The 20,869-nt window shown below is 27.8% G+C and carries 16 protein-coding genes; 12 read left to right on the plus strand and 4 right to left on the minus strand.

Annotation, left to right across the window (positions count from 1 at the left end; all coding sequences use genetic code 11):
* Window positions 1–55 precede the first annotated feature (55 nt).
* Window positions 56–1,075, minus strand: a complete 1,020-nt coding sequence (locus I1959_RS06845) for a LacI family DNA-binding transcriptional regulator (RefSeq protein ID WP_195237653.1) — start codon at window positions 1,073–1,075, stop codon at window positions 56–58.
* A gap of 207 nt (window positions 1,076–1,282) precedes the next feature.
* Here I1959_RS06845 and xylB point away from each other — a divergent pair, with 207 nt between their 5' ends.
* From xylB to I1959_RS06870, 5 genes are all read left to right on the plus strand, one after another.
* Window positions 1,283–2,752: a xylulokinase gene (gene xylB, locus I1959_RS06850; protein ID WP_195237655.1), complete on the plus strand. Its 1,470-nt coding sequence runs from the start codon at window positions 1,283–1,285 to the stop codon at window positions 2,750–2,752.
* A gap of 12 nt (window positions 2,753–2,764) precedes the next feature.
* Window positions 2,765–3,379 carry a DUF4867 family protein gene (locus I1959_RS06855; protein ID WP_195237657.1) on the plus strand — a complete coding sequence of 205 codons (615 nt, stop codon included), beginning with the start codon at window positions 2,765–2,767 and terminating at the stop codon, window positions 3,377–3,379.
* 29 nt (window positions 3,380–3,408) lie between these two features.
* Window positions 3,409–4,890, plus strand: coding sequence for an L-fucose/L-arabinose isomerase family protein (locus tag I1959_RS06860; protein WP_195237659.1), 1,482 nt, complete (start codon window positions 3,409–3,411; stop codon window positions 4,888–4,890).
* A 219-nt stretch (window positions 4,891–5,109) separates the two neighbouring features.
* Window positions 5,110–7,455 carry an alpha-xylosidase gene (gene yicI, locus I1959_RS06865; protein WP_195237667.1) on the plus strand — a complete coding sequence of 782 codons (2,346 nt, stop codon included), beginning with the start codon at window positions 5,110–5,112 and terminating at the stop codon, window positions 7,453–7,455.
* 149 nt (window positions 7,456–7,604) lie between these two features.
* Window positions 7,605–8,981 carry an MFS transporter gene (locus tag I1959_RS06870; RefSeq protein ID WP_207733550.1) on the plus strand — a complete coding sequence of 459 codons (1,377 nt, stop codon included), beginning with the start codon at window positions 7,605–7,607 and terminating at the stop codon, window positions 8,979–8,981.
* A gap of 25 nt (window positions 8,982–9,006) precedes the next feature.
* On the opposite strand, the gene I1959_RS06875 is transcribed toward I1959_RS06870, so the two are convergent.
* On the minus strand, window positions 9,007–9,858 hold the full coding sequence (locus I1959_RS06875; protein ID WP_195237669.1) for an AraC family transcriptional regulator: 852 nt from the start codon (window positions 9,856–9,858) through the stop codon (window positions 9,007–9,009).
* Between the two features lie 479 nt (window positions 9,859–10,337).
* Here I1959_RS06875 and I1959_RS06880 point away from each other — a divergent pair, with 479 nt between their 5' ends.
* The 4 genes from I1959_RS06880 to I1959_RS06895 all read left to right on the plus strand — a co-directional run bounded on the left by I1959_RS06880 (window position 10,338) and on the right by I1959_RS06895 (window position 15,072).
* On the plus strand, window positions 10,338–11,237 hold the full coding sequence (locus I1959_RS06880) for an AraC family transcriptional regulator (protein ID WP_166505336.1): 900 nt from the start codon (window positions 10,338–10,340) through the stop codon (window positions 11,235–11,237).
* A 118-nt stretch (window positions 11,238–11,355) separates the two neighbouring features.
* Window positions 11,356–12,732: an MFS transporter gene (locus tag I1959_RS06885; RefSeq protein WP_195237671.1), complete on the plus strand. Its 1,377-nt coding sequence runs from the start codon at window positions 11,356–11,358 to the stop codon at window positions 12,730–12,732.
* Window positions 12,733–12,747: 15 nt separating this feature from the next.
* The gene (locus I1959_RS06890; protein ID WP_166505338.1) at window positions 12,748–13,593 is read left to right on the plus strand and encodes a creatininase family protein; all 846 of its coding nucleotides are present in this window, start codon (window positions 12,748–12,750) and stop codon (window positions 13,591–13,593) included.
* Window positions 13,594–13,872: 279 nt separating this feature from the next.
* On the plus strand, window positions 13,873–15,072 hold the full coding sequence (locus I1959_RS06895; protein ID WP_195237673.1) for a S41 family peptidase: 1,200 nt from the start codon (window positions 13,873–13,875) through the stop codon (window positions 15,070–15,072).
* A gap of 113 nt (window positions 15,073–15,185) precedes the next feature.
* Here I1959_RS06895 and I1959_RS06900 read toward each other — a convergent pair whose 3' ends face one another.
* Window positions 15,186–15,581 carry a (deoxy)nucleoside triphosphate pyrophosphohydrolase gene (locus tag I1959_RS06900; protein WP_166505340.1) on the minus strand — a complete coding sequence of 132 codons (396 nt, stop codon included), beginning with the start codon at window positions 15,579–15,581 and terminating at the stop codon, window positions 15,186–15,188.
* 231 nt (window positions 15,582–15,812) lie between these two features.
* Here I1959_RS06900 and I1959_RS06905 point away from each other — a divergent pair, with 231 nt between their 5' ends.
* From I1959_RS06905 to I1959_RS06915, 3 genes are all read left to right on the plus strand, one after another.
* Window positions 15,813–16,496 carry an MBL fold metallo-hydrolase gene (locus tag I1959_RS06905; RefSeq protein ID WP_166505341.1) on the plus strand — a complete coding sequence of 228 codons (684 nt, stop codon included), beginning with the start codon at window positions 15,813–15,815 and terminating at the stop codon, window positions 16,494–16,496.
* 338 nt (window positions 16,497–16,834) lie between these two features.
* Complete coding sequence (locus tag I1959_RS06910) at window positions 16,835–17,200, plus strand: CGGC domain-containing protein (RefSeq protein ID WP_195237674.1); 366 nt, start codon at window positions 16,835–16,837, stop codon at window positions 17,198–17,200.
* Between the two features lie 129 nt (window positions 17,201–17,329).
* Window positions 17,330–18,664: a ClC family H(+)/Cl(-) exchange transporter gene (locus I1959_RS06915; protein ID WP_195237675.1), complete on the plus strand. Its 1,335-nt coding sequence runs from the start codon at window positions 17,330–17,332 to the stop codon at window positions 18,662–18,664.
* Between the two features lie 101 nt (window positions 18,665–18,765).
* Here the strand turns inward: I1959_RS06915 and I1959_RS06920 are convergent, their stop codons facing one another.
* Window positions 18,766–20,688 carry an FUSC family protein gene (locus I1959_RS06920; protein ID WP_195237676.1) on the minus strand — a complete coding sequence of 641 codons (1,923 nt, stop codon included), beginning with the start codon at window positions 20,686–20,688 and terminating at the stop codon, window positions 18,766–18,768.
* Between the last annotated feature and the right edge of the window lie 181 nt (window positions 20,689–20,869).

The raw sequence follows: 20,869 nt of genomic DNA on the forward strand, positions 1-20,869 counted from the left end.
ATGGCGAAATAACAAAAATTGTTATCCATAGCTTTTTATGTAACATTAAAATTAATTACATATTTTCTTTAATACGTATATCAACTGAAACATAATTATGTTCCTCTTTTGGCAAATCTCCAGTAGTTAGGTAATTAAATAAAATATCAATAGGTTTTTCACCTTGAATACCTGGTTGTTGGCATATTATTGATTTAACGATACCTTTTTTTAACATATTTTTTGTTGTTGGGACATCATCAAATGCAATACTTGTAATATCAGTATGTCTGTTTAATACTATAGAAGCTCGGCATCCACCATAAACTCCTCCGGCAACAAAAAATAAAGCATTTATATTAGGGTGTTTCTTTAGCAATTTTAAAGTTGATTCATAACTTTCAACATCATCATCATTATTATAAATTGTATCCACTATTTTTATGTGTGGGTAATCATTATGTATACAATCTTCAAAACCTGCAATACGTTGACTATGACAAAGTACATTTTCAAGACCGCTGATAACACCAACATATACATTATCTTTAGTCATTAGGTTCATTAAACCTGCTGCTGTTTTACCAGAAAGATAATAATTACTTCCTACATATGCTATACGCTTAGAATTTTCAATATCTGTGTTTAGTGTAACAACTGGTATACCCATATCAAATAATTCATTAATTTTTGAAGAAATTTTTTTATCGTTATAAGGTGTAAGTGCTATACCATTGACACCTTCATTTACAAAAGAATCAATAGCATCAAGTTGATCTTGAATGCCTGTTGGTATACGTTTGATTTGAATAGTACAATTATAGCCTTCTAATTCCTCTTGTTTTCTTTTTATACCATTTACAACATCATCAAAAAATGGATTTGTAGTGCCAAATAAAATAACTCCAATTTTTAAATTTTTCTTTTGAGCGCTTAAAATAATTGCAGCTTTATTTGGTTTGTATCCAAGTTTTGTTGCAATTTCTCTAACTTTATTTGCAGTATTAGCATTAACAGAGCCTCGATTATTTAATACACGATCAACTGTTCCTCGGGATACACCAGCAATCTCAGCAATTTCTTTTATAGTTGCCATAAATATTATCTCCCTTGATTAAAGTATATAAAAAAAATAGCACATTTTAGCATAAAAGTCAATGTGCACGCACACGTGTTAAGATAAGTATATAAATTTAAGAATAATAAAATATTGATAAAATAGTTGAAATTAGAAAAAAATAGTAATAAAATAAAAATGTGCTCGTGCACGATGCTTGATAAAAATAAAACCTAGGGGGTAGGAATGTTATATATTGGTGTAGATCTAGGAACTTCAGCAGTAAAGCTTTTATTAATGGATGAAAAAGGAAAAATAAAAAATATAGTATCAAAAGAGTATCCATTATCTTTCCCTCAAAACGGATGGTCAGAACAAAACCCAAAGGATTGGTATGAACAAACCGTATTAGGAATAAAAGAATTGATAAAACATTTTGATAAAAGCCAAGTTGCAGGTATTAGCTTTGGAGGGCAAATGCACGGCCTTGTAGTGCTAGATGAAAATGATGAAGTTATTCGCCCTGCTATACTTTGGAATGATAGTAGGACAACTAAAGAAACTGACTACTTGAATAATGTAATAGGTAAAGATAAGCTATCACAATATACTGCAAATATTGCATTTGCAGGTTTTACTGCACCTAAAATATTATGGATGAAAGAAAATGAATCAGAAAACTTTAAGAAGATAAGTAAAATAATGTTACCAAAAGACTATATTGCTTATAAGCTTTCTAACGTGTTCTGCACAGATGTATCAGATGCATCGGGTATGCTTTTATATGATGTTAAAAATAGATGTTGGTCTAAAGAAATGATAAATATCTGTGGAATAAATGAAAATCAACTAGCGAATGTTTTTGAAAGTTATGAAGTTGTAGGAACTCTTACAAAAGAAGTAGCAAAAGAACTTAATTTAGATGCAAAAGTTAAAGTAATTGCTGGTGCAGGAGATAATGCAGCAGCGGCAATAGGTACAGCAACTGTGGGAGAAGGAAAATGTAATATATCACTTGGGACTTCAGGAACAGTATTTATTGCAAGTGAAAAGTTTGGTGTAGATGAAAACAATGCATTGCATTCATTTGCACATAGTGATGGAAACTATCATTTAATGGGATGTATGCTTAGTGCAGCATCATGTAACAAATGGTGGATAGAAGAGATACTTAAAACAAATGATTATAATAATGAATTGAACAATATTGAAAAACTAGGAAATAATAAAGTATTTTTCTTACCATATTTAATGGGAGAGAGGTCACCATATAATGATCCAAGTGCACGTGGATGTTTTATAGGAATGAGCATGGATACTACGAGAGAAGAAATGTCTCAAGCAGTTCTTGAAGGTGTTGCATTTGCATTAAGAGATAGTTTTGAAATTGCTAAATCTCTTGGTATAAAAATAGAAAGTACTAAAATTTGTGGTGGTGGAGCAAAGAGCCCAATTTGGGTAAAAATGATTGCTAATATACTAAACATAAAAGTAGAAAGAATAGAAAGTGAAGAAGGTCCTGCATTAGGTGGAGCAATACTAGCAGCAGTTGGATGTAAAGAGTTTGCTAGTGTAGAAGAAGCAGCAAATAAAATTGTTAAAGTTATAGAAACAATAGATCCAGATCCAGTGCTTGTAGAGAAATATGAAATTGCATACAGAAAATTTGCAAAAATATATCCTACAGTAAAAAAATTATATACAGAATTAATGTAAAAGGGGTGCAATATGAAGATTTTAAATGTAAATGACAGTGCCTTTAGAAAATACGGAAAGATACTTAAAAATAACATCTACGACGAAATCCTAGATGTTATGGAAAAAGTGGAGTGTCCAAGAGAAGTTATATATAATCCATCTGTAAAAGAGCTAGAAAATACATATGAAATAAAAGTATTATCTAATGAAATATATGGTGGAATGCCTATACAAATAGGTTACTGTAATGGACACAATAATAAATTAAATGCTGTAGAGTACCATAGAGATAGCGAAGTTAATATAGCAGCTACTGACTTAATACTATTATTAGGTTATCAGCCTGATATAACTGATGACTTCACTTATGATAGCTCAAAAATAGAGGCATTTTTTGTTCCCAAAGGCACCGCTATAGAGGTTTATGCAACTACACTTCACTATGCACCATGTGGGGTAGATGGAAATGGATTTAAATGTGTAGTAGTTTTACCAAAAGGAACAAATACAGATATTGATTTCTCTATACCTAAAGAGGGAGAAAATATGTTGTTAATGGCTAGAAATAAATGGTTAATAGCTCATGAAGATGCAAAAATAGAAAATGCAGTAAATGGAATTCAAGGAATTAACATAACACTATAAAAAATATTAAATAAAGGGGAAGATTAAAAATGAATAATATGCCATCAATAAAAATAGGAATTGTAGCAGTAAGTCGTGACTGCTTTCCAATGTCACTTTCAGAAAATCGTCGTAAAGCAGTTGTAAAAGAGTACAATAAAAAATACGGAGAAATTTATGAATGTCCAACTTGTGTGGAAAATGAAATACATATGAGAAAAGCTTTAAGTGAAGTTAAAAAAGCAGGGTGTGATGCTTTAGTTGTATACTTAGGGAACTTTGGTCCTGAAACATCAGAAACATTATTAGCTAAAGAATTTGGTGGACCAGTTATGTTTATAGCAGCTGCCGAAGAAAGTGGAGATAAACTTTTAGATGATAGAGGTGATGCATATTGCGGAATGCTTAATGCAAGCTATAATTTAAAGCTACGTAACATAAAAGCTTATATACCAGAATACCCAGTTGGAACTGCAAGTGAATGTGCAGATATGATACATGAATTTGAGCCAATAGCAAAATCAATTTATGGATTAAACAACTTAAAAATAATATCATTTGGACCTCGTCCACAAGACTTCTTAGCATGTAATGCTCCAATAAAGCAACTCTACAATTTAGGAGTAGAAATACAAGAAAACTCAGAATTAGATTTATTTGAAGCATTCAAAAATCATGAAAATGATGATCGTATACCAGCTATAATAAAAGAAATGGAAGCAGAGCTTGGAGAAGGAAACAAAAAGCCAGAAATATTAGCTAAATTAGCTCAATATGAACTAACATTATTAGATTGGATAGAAGCAAATAAAGGTTCTCGTAAGTTTGTTGCAATAGCAGGTAAATGTTGGCCAGCATTTCAAACTCAATTTGGCTTTGTACCATGTTATGTAAATAGCCGTTTAACAGCTAAAGGTATACCTGTTTCTTGTGAAGTTGATATATATGGAGCTTTAAGTGAGTTTATAGGAACTGTAGTAAGTAATGACACTGTTACTTTACTTGATATAAATAATACAGTACCAAAAGACATGTTTGAAGAAGAAATAAAAGATAATTATTCATATACACTAACAGATACATTTATGGGATTCCACTGTGGAAACACTGCAGCTAGTAAATTATCATTCTGTGAAATGAAATATCAAAAAATAATGGCACGTGCATTACCAGAAGAGGTAACTCAAGGAACACTAGAGGGAGATATAATTCCAGGAGATATAACTTTCTTCCGTTTACAAAGTACATCAGATGCTAAATTATGTGCATATATTGCTCAAGGTGAAGTTTTACCTGTAGCAACTAGATCATTTGGAGCAATAGGAGTATTTGCAATACCAGAAATGAGACGTTTCTATCGTCATGTATTAATTGAAAAGAACTATCCACATCATGGTGCAGTTGCATTTGGGCATTTTGGTAAAACTTTATATGAAGTATTTAAATACTTAGGTGTTTCTGTAGAAGAAATAGATTATAATCTACCAAAATCTGTACGTTATAAAACTGAAAATCCATTTTTTAGTAATTAAATATATAATAAAAGATTAATAAGTTTATAAAATACGAAGGATTATTTAAAAAATAACAATTTAATTATTTTTAGATAATCCTTTAAATTTTTAAAAATACAAAAAAGCTAAAAAAGACCTATAAAGTAGTATAGAAAATACCTAACATCTTATTAAGAAATAATATAAACTATACTTAAATTGAAGCAAAATTTTATTAGTTAGGGGAGGCATATTAAATTGAAATTTAGCAATGGAATGTGGTTAAATAAAGAGAATTATAAGGTTTTATATCCTGCTGAACTTTATGATATGGATATAGAAGAAGGTAAATTAACGGCATATTGTCCGTTTGTAAAAGTAAACACAAGAGGCAATACTTTAGACGGAGGAATGTTAACAACAGAGATATCTTCTCCTATGGAAAATATAATTAAAGTCAGAATTACTCATCATGCAGGAGGAAATGATAAGTCTTACTTTAAATTAAATGAAAATACGCCAGATGTTAAAATAAAAGAAAATGATGATAACTATGAATTTATATCAGGTAGCTTAAAAGCTCAAATAGGAAAAGGTGAAAATTGGGGAATAAAATTCTACAATAATGATAAGTTATTAACTGAAACAAGCAAAAAAGGTACATCTCATATTACAACAGATAAAAAAGAAGTTTATATGAGAGAGCAATTAGCACTAGGAGTTGGAGAGTTAGTATATGGCCTAGGAGAACGTTTTACCCCGTTTGTAAAAAATGGTCAAGTAGTAGATATTTGGAACCAAGATGGCGGAACTGCAAGTGAACAGTCATATAAAAATATACCTTTTTACTTAACGAATAAAGGATATGGAGTTTTTGTTAATCATTCTGAAAATGTATCTTTTGAAGTAGGCTCAGAGTCAGTTAGTAAAGTTCAATTTAGTGTAGAAGGTGAAGTACTTGAGTACTATATAATAGGTGGAAATGACCTAAAAGAAGTTATAAATAACTATACAAATTTAACTGGAAAACCTACACTTCCACCAGCCTGGTCATTTGGTCTTTGGTTAACAACTTCTTTCTGTACAAATTACGATGAAGAAACAGTAATGAGCTTTATAGATGGAATGTTAGAAAGAGATATACCACTTGAAACTTTCCATTTTGATTGCTTCTGGATGAAAGAATTTGAATGGTGTAACTTCGAATGGGATAATAGAGTATTCCCAGATCCAAAAGGAATGTTAAAAAGAATTCATGATAAGGGCATAAAAGTTTGTGTTTGGATAAATCCATATATAGGTCAAAAATCACCTCTATATAAAGAAGGTGCTGAAAAAGGATATTTTGTTAAAACTGGAAATAATAAAATATGGCAATGGGATAGATGGCAGGCAGGTATGGCTTTAGTCGATTTTACTAATCCAGAAGCTTGTGAGTGGTATAAGTCACACCTTGAGAGATTAATTGACATGGGAGTAGATAGTTTTAAAACTGACTTCGGTGAAAGAATACCTGTTCAAGATGAATTCTATGGAATAGATGCATTAAAATATGGAATAAAATACTACGATGGATCAGAGCCTAAAAAAATGCATAATTATTATACTCAATTATACAACAAAGTAGTATTTGAACTTTTAGTAGAAAAACTAGGAAATGAACAAGCCTGTGTATTTGCCAGATCAGCAACAGTTGGAGGACAAAATTTCCCAGTACATTGGGGAGGAGATTGTTTATCTAATTATCCTTCTATGGCAGAATCATTAAGAGGAGGATTATCTTTAAGTCTTTGTGGATTTGGATATTGGAGTCATGACATAGGTGGATTTGAAGAAGGATGTACAGCTGATATTTACAAAAGATGGACTCAATTTGGACTTTTATCATCTCATAGTAGATATCATGGAAATGTTGAGTACAAAGTGCCATGGATATATGATGAGGAAGCTGTTGAAGTAACTCGTAAATTTACTAAATTAAAAATGAAGCTTATGCCTTATTTATTCAAGTATGCTGTTGAAGCAAAAAATACTGGTATACCTATGATGAGACCTATGGTACTTGAGTATTGTAATGATGAAACTTGTATAAACTTAGATCGTCAATATATGTTTGGGAAAGACTTATTAGTAGCTCCTATATTTAGTAATACTGGAGATGTAAGTTATTATTTACCAGAAGGAAGATGGACAAATTTATTAAATAATAAAGTACTCGAAGGCGGAAGATGGTACAAGGAAAATCATGATTATATGTCACTACCATTAATGGTAAAAGATAATACTATAATTCCTATAGGATATAATGATAAAAAGCCAGATTATGATTATTTAAAGGATATAGAGCTTAACATATTTGAATTAACTGAAAATAATAAAATAGAAACTACACTATATAGCTCACTTGGAAAAGAAGTAGGGAAAGTATACGCAATAAAGACAGAAAATAAAATAATTGTTCAGACTGAAGGAATAAATGGGGATTATAAAATTGTCCTTAGAAATATTAATGCAACATCTGAAAATGCTAATTGTAATTATAATTTAGAAATAGGAACAGTGGCAATAGCTAAAGACAATAAAGTTATATTTACAGTAATATAAATGTAGAACTAACTAAAGGTAATGAAGTTATATTAAAATTATATAAGTATTGACAGGGAAAATTTTAAAAGTATTTAGAATTAGGTAATTTTATTATAAAATGAGTTGGTATAAATTTATACCAGCTCTAAATTAGGGGGACTAATTATATGGAAAAGACTATGAATCAAACTATAGATAGTGATACTACAGTAAATGACAAACTTTCAGGGTTAGAGAAGGTCGGTTATGCTACAGGAGATTTAGCTTGTAACTTAATATTTAGTACAGTTGGAGCATTTTTAATGTATTTTTATACAGACGTATATGGATTAGCTCCAATGGCAGTATCTATGATCTTCTTAGTAGCAAGAATTTGGGATGGTATAAATGACCCTATAATGGGTGTTATAGTAGATAGAACAAAATCAAAGCATGGTAAATTTAGACCTTATCTTTTATACGGTGCGCTACCGTTTACATTATTAGCTATTTTATGTTTTACAGTACCTGATTTTTCTTCTACTGGTAAACTTGTATATGCATATGTTACATATATAGGATTAGGGATGGTATATACATTAGTAAATGTACCTTATGGAGCCTTAACATCAGCAATGACACAAGATTCTACAGAGCGTGCTAACCTTTCCGTAGTAAGAATGTTCTTTGCATCAGTAGGAACTCTTATAGTAACTTATGGTGTACCTAAGTTAAGTATGATGTTAGGTGGAGGAAACTTAGCTAAGGGGTATCAACAAACAATGATAATATATGGTATAGCAGGTGGATTATTACTATTATTCTGTTTCTTCACTACTAAAGAAAGATATAGTGTAGTAAATGAAAAGGGTGAAAAAGCTGGGTTTAAAGATATAATAGTTTTACTTAAAAATAACAAGCCATTAGTTATATTATCATTAATATTTATATTAATGTTTGGTATTATGTCTATAATGGATGCTGTTGGTATATACTTCTTCCAATATGTATTAGGTAGAGAAGATTTAATTCCAACATATATGGTATTAGGAAAAGGCGCTGTATTAGTTGGATATGCTGTTACTCCACTTTTATTAAAGAAATTTGATAAGAGAGAAATAATATTTTGGTTTACTGTAGTTACTTTATCTCTTCCAGTAGGAATGATGTTCTTAGGAAAAGAACATATAACTTTACTTATGATCCTTAGAGTAATTCATGGTGTAGCTTATTCTAGTACTGGGATAATGTGGAGTTTAGTTCCAGATACTATTGAATATGGGGAATTAAAAACAGGAAAGAGAAGAGAAGGTATAACTTATTCTATAATAGGGTTCTTCTTTAAATTTGGAATGGCTTTAGGTGGATTAGTTCCAGGTGTAGTGCTATCTATGACAGGATATGTTGCAAATGTTGTTCAAACTCCACAAGCTTTAGCTGGTATTCGTGCTGTAAATGGTATTATACCGGTAGTACTTACAATAGGGATGTTGGTACTTATAAAGATGTACCCGTTAACTGAGAAAAAATGTAGAGAGATAGTAAGTGAATTAAGAAACAGATAATATATAAAAGGTGAGGAAAAATTTCTCACCTTTTTTTAGTTTCATTTATTTGTTGGCGTTTTTGGCTTGGTGTACAATTATATATTTTCTTAAATAGCTTCATAAATTGTTTATAATTATAAAAACCATTATCCTGAATAATATCTAATATATTATTATCTGTATTTATAAGGTCATTATACATTTTTTCAAGTCTGATATTATTTACATACGATGTAAACGTTATTCCCATGTGTGATTTAAAAAATCTAGATAAATATTGAGGTGTTAAGTTTACAACTTCACTTGCTGTAGATAGAGAAATTTGTTCTTTGTAATTTTCTTTAACATAATCAGTTATAATTTTTAATCTATCGAAATATTTATCTGTATCTTGATAAGATATTGAATCTGTAGAAATTGAATAATTACCATATAAGATATATAAAAACTCATATAATAAAGCTTTTGAGTTTAATATATATAGTTGGGGTTCTTTGCTATATACTTCATATAATTTATTTAAAGTGTTTTTTAATTTATTCACAGTAATATCATCAAAATTATCAAGTAATTCTTTGTAATTAATATGCAAGTTATTTATATTAGGTATGTTTTCTTCTAAAAACTTATAAGGAATTTGAAGAACTATAGATTCATTACTATCAGAACAAATAGCTGAATGAACTTGCTTTGGATTTAAAATTATTAAATCATTTGCTTTTAAACTTATCTTTTCATTATCTACAAAAAGATTAAAACTTCCATTAAGTATAAGAATAACTTCAAGACTATAATGCCAGTGTTTAGCTGTAAAACTTCCGTTATCAACAGATAGATAGAGTTTTACGCCTATATCATCGTGGATATTTACCGATTCATATTTAAGTGTATTCATAATAGACTCCTAGATAAAACAATTTTTTTGATTTTTCATGAATATCTGATATATATAAATATTATCACAGATATTAAAAAAAAATAAATAAAAAATATCATTGAGTTAATGTTCTTTAAAGTTTTTTATAAGAAGATGCTTTAAATGTTGTTATTGAAACTATTGATAATAGATTTATTTTAAAATATAGAATAATATGTTTAAGTTTATAAATACAAATACTGTTTATTTAGGTTGTGGCAAAAACATAAAAGTAACAGTTACTTAACCATACCCAAATGTCAAAAATAATATAGCATTAGTGAGTGAATTGATGGTTGACTTCTTGGTCATGTATCAATGGCAAAATTAAAAATAAATGTATTTGATTAAATATTGAAATAGATCTTTTTTAGTTATAATTATTATTTGAATTTAGTTAATTTTAAGAATATAATAATTATAAATAGACAGAAATTATGACTTTAGGGGGGAATATATTGAAGTCAAAGGTTAATATTTTTAGATATAACCAGAATATGGATAGTGAAGATTTTGAAATTTTCTATTATAAAAATATAGTCAAAAATGAAATTCCAATACATGTACATGATTTTTATGAAGTATGTGTTTTCTTATCTGGGAATATTAAGTATAAGGTTAATGATTTAGAGTATAAATTAAGATATGGTGATGTTATATTAATTCCTCCAGATGAGGAGCATGGACCTGTATTTTTAGATACTAAGAGTACATATGAACGTATAGTATTATGGATAAGTAAGTCTTATATGGAAAAAATATCGACGATGAAAAGTGATTTATCTTTATGCTTTAATAAAAACTCCATTTATTATTGCAACTATTTACATCCAAATGCACCAGATTGTAAATACATAATTTCTATGTTAGATCAGTTTATAGATGAGCATTATCGTGATGATTATGCAAGTGATATATATTCAACTTCTATATTAGGACTAATGTTAGCTAAGTTTAATAGAATGAGTATGAATCAAGTTGATTGTATATCTAATGGAGTAGGGAATGGATTTTTAATGTCCTATATTGTTGATTATATAAATAAACATTATAACGAAAAAATAACATTAGATTACCTAGAAAAGTACTTTTTTGTAAGTAAATATTATATTTCTCATGAATTCAAGAAACTTTTAGGAATTTCAATAGGTCAGTATATAACACATAAACGGTTGGAAAATGCAAAGAAATTAATGCATCAAGGATTATTACCAAGCAAGATATATGAAGAATGCGGTTATAATGATTATGCTACATTTTACAGAGCATTTAAAATGGTAAATAATATGACACCAAGTGAATATATGAAAAAAATAAGTAAGAATAGCAAGATTACCAATATTACCAACAAAATATAATATTCAAAACGATTTCCTAGTGTACTAGTATATATTATATAAAGTAATAACAATATATTGCTAAATACATTAAAATCATTAAAAAAATCTTAAAAATGATATCTTAGGGAGGGGAATAATGGATATTAAAATTGAGAGTAGTCAAAGAAAGTTTGGTTTTAAAGATATGATAGGATATACACTAGGTGATACGGGTGGAAGCTTTATTAACTTATATGTAGATTCATTCTTTTTAACATTTTGTACTTATGTTTTAGGTATATCACCATTTTATATGGGAACACTGTTTTTAGTTTCACGTTTATGGGATGCCATAAATGACCCTATTATGGGATCATTTCCAGATAGATGGAGAATAGGTAAATCAGGAGATAAGTTTAAACCATGGATAAAGCTATTCATAGTTCCATTAGCTATATCAGGGGTATTATGCTTTACAGATGTATCTTCATTTAGTAATACGGCAAAATATATATGGGTATCTGTAGCTTATATATTATATGGTATGTGTTACACAGGAACATCTATGCCATATGGATCAATGGCAGCTGTAATAACTCAAGATCCAGTTGAAAGAACTAAATTATCTAGTGCTCGTTCTCTTGGAGGAATGATTGTTGGATTTGGCGCTTTAGCGGCATTACCTCAAATTTTATTTGATAAAAGTGGAAATGTTGTACCATCAGCATTTTTTAAAGTTGCTATTGTATTTGGGATATTATCTATACTTTGTTATATAGGATTACTAACACTTACAACAGAAAGACATAGTCAAGAAAATAATACAGATAGTAAATTCAACTATCTTAATGTTTTAAAAAGTGTAGTAAAAAATAGACCTTTAATTGGTGTAATGGTTGCTACAGTAGGTTCATTATTATATATTACTGCTAATAGTTCAATGGGGACATATTTATATAAAGAGTATTATAATGCTCCTCAAATATTAACAATGGCTACTATTGCAACTTTACCAATTACAATACTTTGTGTAGTATTCATACCTACACTTACTAAAAAACTTGGAAAAAGAAACTTAATACTTTATACTGTTTTATTTAATACTATTGGTTCTGTAGGTTTATTTTTAGTACCAATACCAAACCCATATGTATTTTTAATTTTAAATACTATATTCTGCATAGGACAAAGTGTATTTACAGTTATAATTTGGGCTTTAGTAACAGATTGTTTAGATTATCATGAGTGGATAACAGGCGAACGTAATGATGGATCAATGTACTCTATATATACATTTTCTCGTAAGATAGGGTCAACTTTAGCTTCAACAGTGGCAAGTTATGCTTTAGGGTTAATAGGATATGTTGCAGGAGCTGCATCTCAACCAGTAGGTGTTGCTGAAAATATAAGATATTTAAGCACAGGTATAATAGTTGTAACATGTATACTTGAACTTATAGGAATAGGTTTAATATTTAATTTAAATAATAAAAAAACTCAACAAATGTATAGTGAATTAAAAGAAAGAAGATAAAGGGGAGAATAATAAATGCGTACTCGTTTTTTACCTAGATTAACAAATTATGAAGTTGAAAGATATTTAGATAAAAATGATATTATAATAGTTCCAGTTGGAACAGTAGAAATGCATGGTGGAATGCCTTTAGACTGCGAGACTGTAATATCTGAAGCCTTTGCATTAAAAATGGCAGAAAAAGTTAATGGGTTAGTACTTAATAATTTACCATATTTTTATGCAGGAGCTACAGCTTCAGGTAGAGGTACAGTTCAAGTAAGTGTAAGAGCAGGAATAGATTACTTATATCAAATAGCTAAAAGCTTATTAACAAAAGGTTTTAAAAGACAAATATATATAAGTTTTCATGGACCAGCGCATATGACTTGTAGCCCGATGGTTAGAGATTTTTTTGATGATACTAAGGTTCCTATATTATACTTGGATTTATGTATGTCAATGTTTAAGAAATCATCTGGCGTATTTAAAGATATCAATGATTTTCATTACATATCGTTTGGTGCATATGAACTAATGGGGAGATTAGAAGATATACCGCTTAGCATAGGCGAAGGAATGGATTTTTCAGAACAAGTAGAGCAAACAGTTGCTTTTGCAAATCCTTTATTTGATATGGCTTATCAATCAGGATCTATAGGATATTATTTTGGGGATCCTAAAGACCATATGCCAACTCCTAGAGTTGAATCTGCAGAACAAAGATTAGAATATGCTAAACGTGGGATAGAGCTTATAGAGCAAATTGTTGATGATATAGATATGGAAAATGTAGTTGAAATGATTAATGATTTAGATAAATTCTATAATGAAGAAGTAGCTCCTAAATATGGAGAATGGTTACCAAAAACTAGAGTATAGAGAGAAAAAATATAATAATATTTGCAAAGATAGGGGATATAAGTAAATTTTATAAAAATTTGCTTATATCCTTTTTACAATTAGCGAAAGATATATTGATTATATAGAGTTCATGAATGTAATACTTAAAAGATGTGCAATGAATTTAGTTTTTTGAACAAATTGTTGGGAGAAATATATATACAAAATTAAATACATACATAATTTAGTAATCTAGATTTTCTTGTAAAGTAATGTTACAATGTTTAAGATTATTGGAACAATAAGGATGTGAATTGGATGAAAAAGAAAATATTGTTTTTAGCAATTATTTTTATATTTATAATAGCAGTAGGTAATTGCAATTATCCTAAAAAGGGTCAACTATCTAAGGAAGAGAAGATAGAGGATTTTGAGTATGCTTATGATGCTATAAAAAATGGATATCCTTATCTAGATGTAAATAAGAGACGTAACAATATAGATTGGCTAGGAAATAAGGACAAATATCTAAAAAGAATTAAAAATACTAAAAATGACGAAGAATTTATAGAAGAAATGTCATCTATATTATCTGATTTAAATAATAGGCATACTGAATTAATAGACAATAAAAAAAGATATGAACTTTTTAAAAAATCATATTCTAAGAATAATTGGTATGATTTTCTTGACGATAAAAAAGTGGTAGATAGATATAATTCTATAAATCCTAAAATAAAAATACCAAAGGATATTCTCTTAAAAAAAGAGTTAATTTTACAAGATGTAATTAAAGATAAGGTTGGATACATATACTTACCATCAATGGCATCAAAGAATGGATCTACAGATAAAGATCTAAAGATGATTGGAGATTATATTAACACATTAGGAGAATACAAAGCTTTAATTATTGATATAAGAGGAAATTTAGGAGGAAGCGATAGGTATTGGCAAGGAATAGTATCTAAGCTTATAAAAAATGATATTAAAATGAATGGTTATAGAACTTATAGAAATAATAGTAAAATAGTTAAAAGATATACTGATGTAAGAAATATAAAGTTAGAACCTATAGAAAATCTACCAATGAATGTAAAGAAGAATGCGCCAGAGGAGACTTTAAAAAAGTTTAGTGATTTTGAAAATACGTCTTATACTATAAAATCTAATAATGATTTAAAATTTAAAGGTAATATATACTTGCTTGTAGATGAAAAAATATATTCATCATCAGAGTCATTTTCTATGTTCTGTAAGGAAACTAAATTTGCAACATTAATAGGACAAACTACTGGAGGAGATGGTGGAGGATTAGACCCTGTGTTGTTTAAGTTAAAAAATAGCGGCTTAATAGTTAGGATGGCAAGTGGTATGTATTTAAATAAAGATGGAATATGTGATGAAGAATTTAAAACTACTCCAGATTTTGAAATAAAAGACTGTAAAAGAACTACAAATTTTAAAAATGATAACTGCATAAAAAAGGTATTACAACTTGAAAATATTAATGCTTAAATAACAAGCAAAAGTTAAATAAAGCTACCTTCTTAATATTATTAAAAATGATAAATAGAATGTAATTAAATTGCTTTTACACAAGTATATTTTCATCCTATTTATCATTTTTATTACCTTTCTTTTATCAATCTATTAACAGCAGATATATCAGCAGGAGCCCACTTTAAAGAATCTAAGTTTTCTCTTTTTAACCATATAATCTTAGAATGCTCGCAAGCCATTGGATTACCTTCAACTAATTTACACTTCAAACATATAAGATTCACAATGAAATTTTCATATTCATGATCAATATCATTAAATATATCTATAGCTTTAACATTACATTTTAACTCTTCTTTTATTTCGCGCTCTATAGCTTCATATAATGATTCGCCTTTTTCAACTTTACCGCCTGGAAACTCCCACATATTTGGAAGCACCATTTTTGGTGATCTAAGCGCGCATAAGATTTCATTATTATCATTTTCTATTATAGCAGCAACTACTTTTACCTTTTTCTTCATTTGTTTCACCTCTAGTTTTTTTATATTTACTTATTATACTCCATGTTTAATACATTATAAATATATAAGTATAGATAATTGTAATAGGAAAATAATTGAATAATATATATAATATAATTAAATTTAAAAATAGTAAAAAGTATACAACATTTAAAAGTATATAATTTATATGACTTAATAAGGGTAAAAATAATATAGAATATAATAAATAGAATAAAAGGAGTGTTAACATTGAAGATAACATATATTCATCATAGTAGCTTTTGTGTAGAACTTGAAAAAAATATCTTACTATTTGATTATTTTGAAGGGGATCTACCAAAATTTGATAAAAACAAGAAACTTTACGTTTTTGTAAGTCATAATCATAGTGACCATTTTAGTCCGGTAGTATTTGATTTAAGAGCCAATTATAAAAACATAAAATACATATTATCAGATGATATAAAGGTTAAAAAAGAAGAAGATATTTATTTTGTAAAGGAAAATGAAACAGTATACCTTGATGAAATGAAAATAGAAACCTTAAAATCAACAGATTTAGGAGTGGCATTTATAATAACTGTAGAAGGTAAGACTATTTATCATGCAGGTGATTTGAATTGGTGGCATTGGGAAGGTGAAATTGATAGTGAAAATAAAAAGATGGAAAAGATGTATAAACATGAAATAGAAAAGATAAAAGATAGATACTTTGATATTGCATTTGTACCACTTGATTCTAGACAAGGAAAATACTTTTATTTAGGATTTGATGAATTTATGAGAAACACTAATACTAAATTAGCTTTTCCTATGCATTGTTGCGGGGACTATTCTCTTGTAGATAAGTTATCTAAAATGGAGGAATCTAAAGATTATAAGGATAGAATTATTCATGTTAATGAAATAAATAGAGAATTTGATATCAAGTAATAAGTAAGTAGAACATATTGATAGTTACAAAAGAAATTTATACTGTATATAATGATAAACATATAGAATAAAATAGGGTATCGTGAAATACGATACCCTATTTTATTATACTTATAATATTTTTAGTATTCGAATGGAATTTTGTATAACTAAGTTTCATTAAGTAGTATCCTTTAAATGTATAAATTTATAAGAATAATTGCTTATATTTATATAGTTGTAAAATATATTTATAATTTAAATTTAAAAATAAATTTTACTATTAATTTGAAAAAAAGGCAAAATAATGTATAATTATATATAAATACAGTAAAAATAAAAAGCATAGGAGGAAGAAATTGAAAAAAGTTGCTATATATACTTGTGGGGATGTTTCACAAAGGTGTACCGCTAATGGATGCTTTAGAGCATTTAATGAATGTAAAGATTCATTTGAAAGATATGAAGGTAATTGTAAATTAGTTGCTTTTAATACTTGTAATGGTTGTGATGAAAAGCCATTAGAAAGTTTAGATATAAAAATAGAAAAATTAAAAAAAGCAGAAGTTGATGTAATACATATATCTACATGCATAAGAGGGAGATGCTCTCATTATGAAGAGTATGCTAAAGAATTTGCTAAACATTTTGAAGTAATTGGATATACACACGGGTCAAAAGAAGGTAAAAAGAACAATAATATAAACATACTAAAAAGTGAATAATTACAGTAAAGCCAAGCTTAAGACTTGGCTTTACTATACAATAAATAAAGATTATCTATTTTTCGAAAATTTAAATAGAAAAAGTTATGTAGCTATTTAATTGGGTAATATTATATACGAGGTGATAAAATGGATAACTTAGAAAATAGTTGTATACCTGATAATGGAAATTGCTCAGAGGCTTTTAAAATAAGAATTGTTTTTGAAAGTATTTTAATAGGAGTAGGTGTAGGATTTATAGTTTCCTTGTATAGGTTATGCTCCAAATATGCAGAAAAAATTAGTTTAAATATATACAATTTTATGGCTAATCACTTGGAATATGTAATTTTGGGAATACTAGTGTTTGCTATTATAGGATATATTGTTGGATATTCAGTTGAGAAAAATCCTATGATATCAGGTAGTGGTATTCCACAAATTGAAGGCTGTTTAAAAGGAAGATTAAAAATAATTCATTCTTTTAAAATTTTAGTAAGTAAATTTGTAAATGGTGTACTAGCAATGGGAGCTGGACTATCTCTTGGTATAGAAGGTCCATCTATTCAATTAGGTGGGAGTTTTGCACATGCTATATCTAGACGATTTAAACTAAGTAAAAAAGAATTTGTATATTTATATTCAACAGGAGCGGGAGCTGGTCTTGCAGCAGCATTTAATGCACCATTTGCTGGAGTTATGTTTATCTTAGAAGAAGTACATAAAAGTTTTTCGCCAGTACTATTTATAACAGCTGTTGCAGCTTGTGTAAGTTCTGATTTAGTTACATGGATATTTTTTGGAGAAACACATACTTTAATAGTTGATAAAGTTTTAAATATGCCAGCTAATTACTACATATCTTTAATAGTACTTGGAATAGTTATTGGGTTAAGTGGAGTTATATATAATAAAGGATTACTTAAAACTATAGACATATATTCAAATATAAATACAAAACTAAGATATAAAATGATTATACCTTTTATGTTAGCTATTGTATTTGGCATGTTTTTACCTCAAGTTTTAGGTGGTGGGGATAAGCTTATAAATAGTATATTAGCTAGTGGACTTACTATTAAATTAGCTATAATATTATTAATAGGAAAATATATATTCTCACTTATAAGTTTTGCACCAGGAACTCCTGGAGGTATACTATTTCCTATTTTAACATTAGGTGGATTAGTAGGAATTATATTTGGAAAAGTTTTAGTTTTAATGGGAGCTATAGATACTTCATATTTAAATAACTTTATATTATTAGCAATGGCAGGGATGTTTACATCTGTTGTCAGAGCTCCTATTACTGGCTTTATATTAGTATTTGAAATGAGTGGAGCACTTACTCAGCTAGGACCTATTATAGTAGTCTGTGGGGTTGCGTATTTAGTAGCTAATTTATTAAATTGCCCTCCTATTTATGATTCTTTACTTGAAAATAAAGTTAAAGCTTATGATAAAATTAAAGAAAGCAGTAAATAATATTTAGATAGAAAAAAGCCAAGCATTAAGCTTGGCTTTTTATTTTAGTTTATTTAGCTTTTAATAGTAATTCACTTTGTTTAATGAATAACCTTATTTTATTATAGAGTTTTGTATATAACTTTTGATATATCTTTAGATTCTATAATAGTTTCTTTTAACTCAAGTACATTTATTAATATTAACTTACTCAATCTATCATCTATATTATTTAAGAAATCTATAATATCTTTTGTAGAAATATCCTTATTTAAAAGCATATCTATATCGTAAAATAAAACTAAGTTATGTGATGAATTTTTATTAGTGTATTTCTTAAAGTTATTTACTAAGAAACGTAGTTTATTAATAAATATATGTTGCTTATGTACAAATTCATTTAAATCATCTGATAACAAAATATTATTATTAAAATATATCTTTTTATTAAGACGTATATTTTGAGTAATTACATCCTTTAAATCGTCATTAATAGTTCCATTCACTAATCCTGTATTGTATAATTTGGCAAGTATTTGCTCATTTAAACTTAAAGAATTTTTGACTTCGTTTTTTGTAACATCACTCATTTTATATGGTAAAATTACTTTGTTTGCATATAGAGCAATTATAGTACCTAAAAGAACGAAAAATATTCTACTAATAGATAGCTCGTTTATATTATTACCAATAGATGCTGCTCCTAGAGCCGAAATAGTTGTGCATATCATTTGATACTTATACTCTGTTTGGTAATTACTAATATATCCAACTATAAGTATAATAAAAGCTCTCATAGAATTATCTGTTACTATAGAGAATAAAATTTCAAATATAATTAATCCAATTATAGTTCCTAAGATTCTTTCCCTACCTTTAGTTTGTCCAGATTCAAGATAAGGCTGGACAATAGATGATAAACTGAAAACTAACCATTTACCATGTGGTATATTAAAGAAAGCAACTACAAATACACCAATACTAGTAATTAATGCACCTCTAAATGCAAAAGTAAACTTAAGAGAGTCCTTATTTAAATTATTTTTTAAATCATTTAATCTATCAATTGCATTTGATACGAAATACTTTTTACAAACTTCTTTTGAATTTTTTTCTTTTGAAAGTATTAAGTCTTCTTTTAATAAACTTACGCAACCTTGTAATTCATAAATTTTGTAGTACTTTGAGTTAGATTTTTCGCTAGCAATTAAGAATTCATCTATTTTAAGTATAACATCATCAACTGTTATATTTCTATCTATAAACTCATCTATATTACAAAGTAATGCTTTTATTTTATTTAAGATATAAGTAAATTCTTCATTAATTGTATTGTTTTTAACTTCCTCTAGTATTAAGTTTACACTTTCTAAAAACTGACATATAAATAATGATTGGATTAATGAAACTGGAAGTTCAATATTTTTATCCAATCTTTTATATACATCTGATATATGCTCTTTTAGTGTATCATAAGTTTTAGAATTTAAATTATTTACACTTTCTATACTATCATTATTTATCATTAATACTATTTCTTCATTAATAGACTCTATTACCGTTTTAATAGTAACTTTAGATTGCTTTTGTAACTTATTTTTATTTGCAATCATTTGTACTGTCATTATAAAAAGTCCACAAAATATAAGAGATACTAATCTAGTAGGCAATTCATTGATGCTAACAGGTGTATAAAGCATAAAGAAATAACCAAGCGTAAAAGCAATATATGTAGGTTTTTTTGTATTATATGTAAATTGGTATAATATAAAAAATATAATGGCAAAAGTTATAACTAATCCTAAAAAAGCATTAGTTGATGCTAAAAATGAACTAACCCCAAGTAATACTTCAATAAATACAAAATATATAGTACTTTTTATTGGTGTTATTGTATAATCAGTACCAAGTAAAGAAAGAGCTGCTGTAATGCCTGCAACTCCAACTAAGGTATTAATTTCACCAAATATAGATTTAAAACCTATTATAGCAGCAACTATAACTAAAAACATTATAGTTGTTGAAATTACTTTTTTCTTATCCATGTCAAAGCTCCTTTGTAGTTTGAAAGTTTAATTTTTTATTAAATATACCCTTATTCTTTATACTTAAATCTAGAGTGTTACAATTTTATCATTAACATATAATGATGTTTTTATTTAACATGATATAGTTCAAACAAAGGCATATATGAATTTGAAAAATTATTTAAAATAATGATATAAT

Source organism: Romboutsia sp. 1001285H_161024_C4, from assembly GCF_015550185.1.
GTDB lineage: Bacteria > Bacillota > Clostridia > Peptostreptococcales > Peptostreptococcaceae > Romboutsia_C > Romboutsia_C hominis.

Bases quoted from the DNA above. Each gene is read 5' to 3' on its own strand.
- I1959_RS06845 (WP_195237653.1), bottom strand. From the start codon at position 1,075: ATGGCAACTATAAAAGAAATTGCTGAGATTGCTGGTGTATCCCGAGGA.
- xylB (WP_195237655.1), top strand. From the start codon at position 1,283: ATGTTATATATTGGTGTAGATCTAGGAACTTCAGCAGTAAAGCTTTTA.
- I1959_RS06855 (WP_195237657.1), top strand. From the start codon at position 2,765: ATGAAGATTTTAAATGTAAATGACAGTGCCTTTAGAAAATACGGAAAG.
- I1959_RS06860 (WP_195237659.1), top strand. From the start codon at position 3,409: ATGAATAATATGCCATCAATAAAAATAGGAATTGTAGCAGTAAGTCGT.
- I1959_RS06870 (WP_207733550.1), top strand. From the start codon at position 7,605: ATGGAAAAGACTATGAATCAAACTATAGATAGTGATACTACAGTAAAT.
- I1959_RS06875 (WP_195237669.1), bottom strand. From the start codon at position 9,858: ATGAATACACTTAAATATGAATCGGTAAATATCCACGATGATATAGGC.
- I1959_RS06885 (WP_195237671.1), top strand. From the start codon at position 11,356: ATGGATATTAAAATTGAGAGTAGTCAAAGAAAGTTTGGTTTTAAAGAT.
- I1959_RS06890 (WP_166505338.1), top strand. From the start codon at position 12,748: ATGCGTACTCGTTTTTTACCTAGATTAACAAATTATGAAGTTGAAAGA.
- I1959_RS06895 (WP_195237673.1), top strand. From the start codon at position 13,873: ATGAAAAAGAAAATATTGTTTTTAGCAATTATTTTTATATTTATAATA.
- I1959_RS06900 (WP_166505340.1), bottom strand. From the start codon at position 15,581: ATGAAGAAAAAGGTAAAAGTAGTTGCTGCTATAATAGAAAATGATAAT.
- I1959_RS06915 (WP_195237675.1), top strand. From the start codon at position 17,330: ATGGATAACTTAGAAAATAGTTGTATACCTGATAATGGAAATTGCTCA.
- I1959_RS06920 (WP_195237676.1), bottom strand. From the start codon at position 20,688: ATGGATAAGAAAAAAGTAATTTCAACAACTATAATGTTTTTAGTTATA.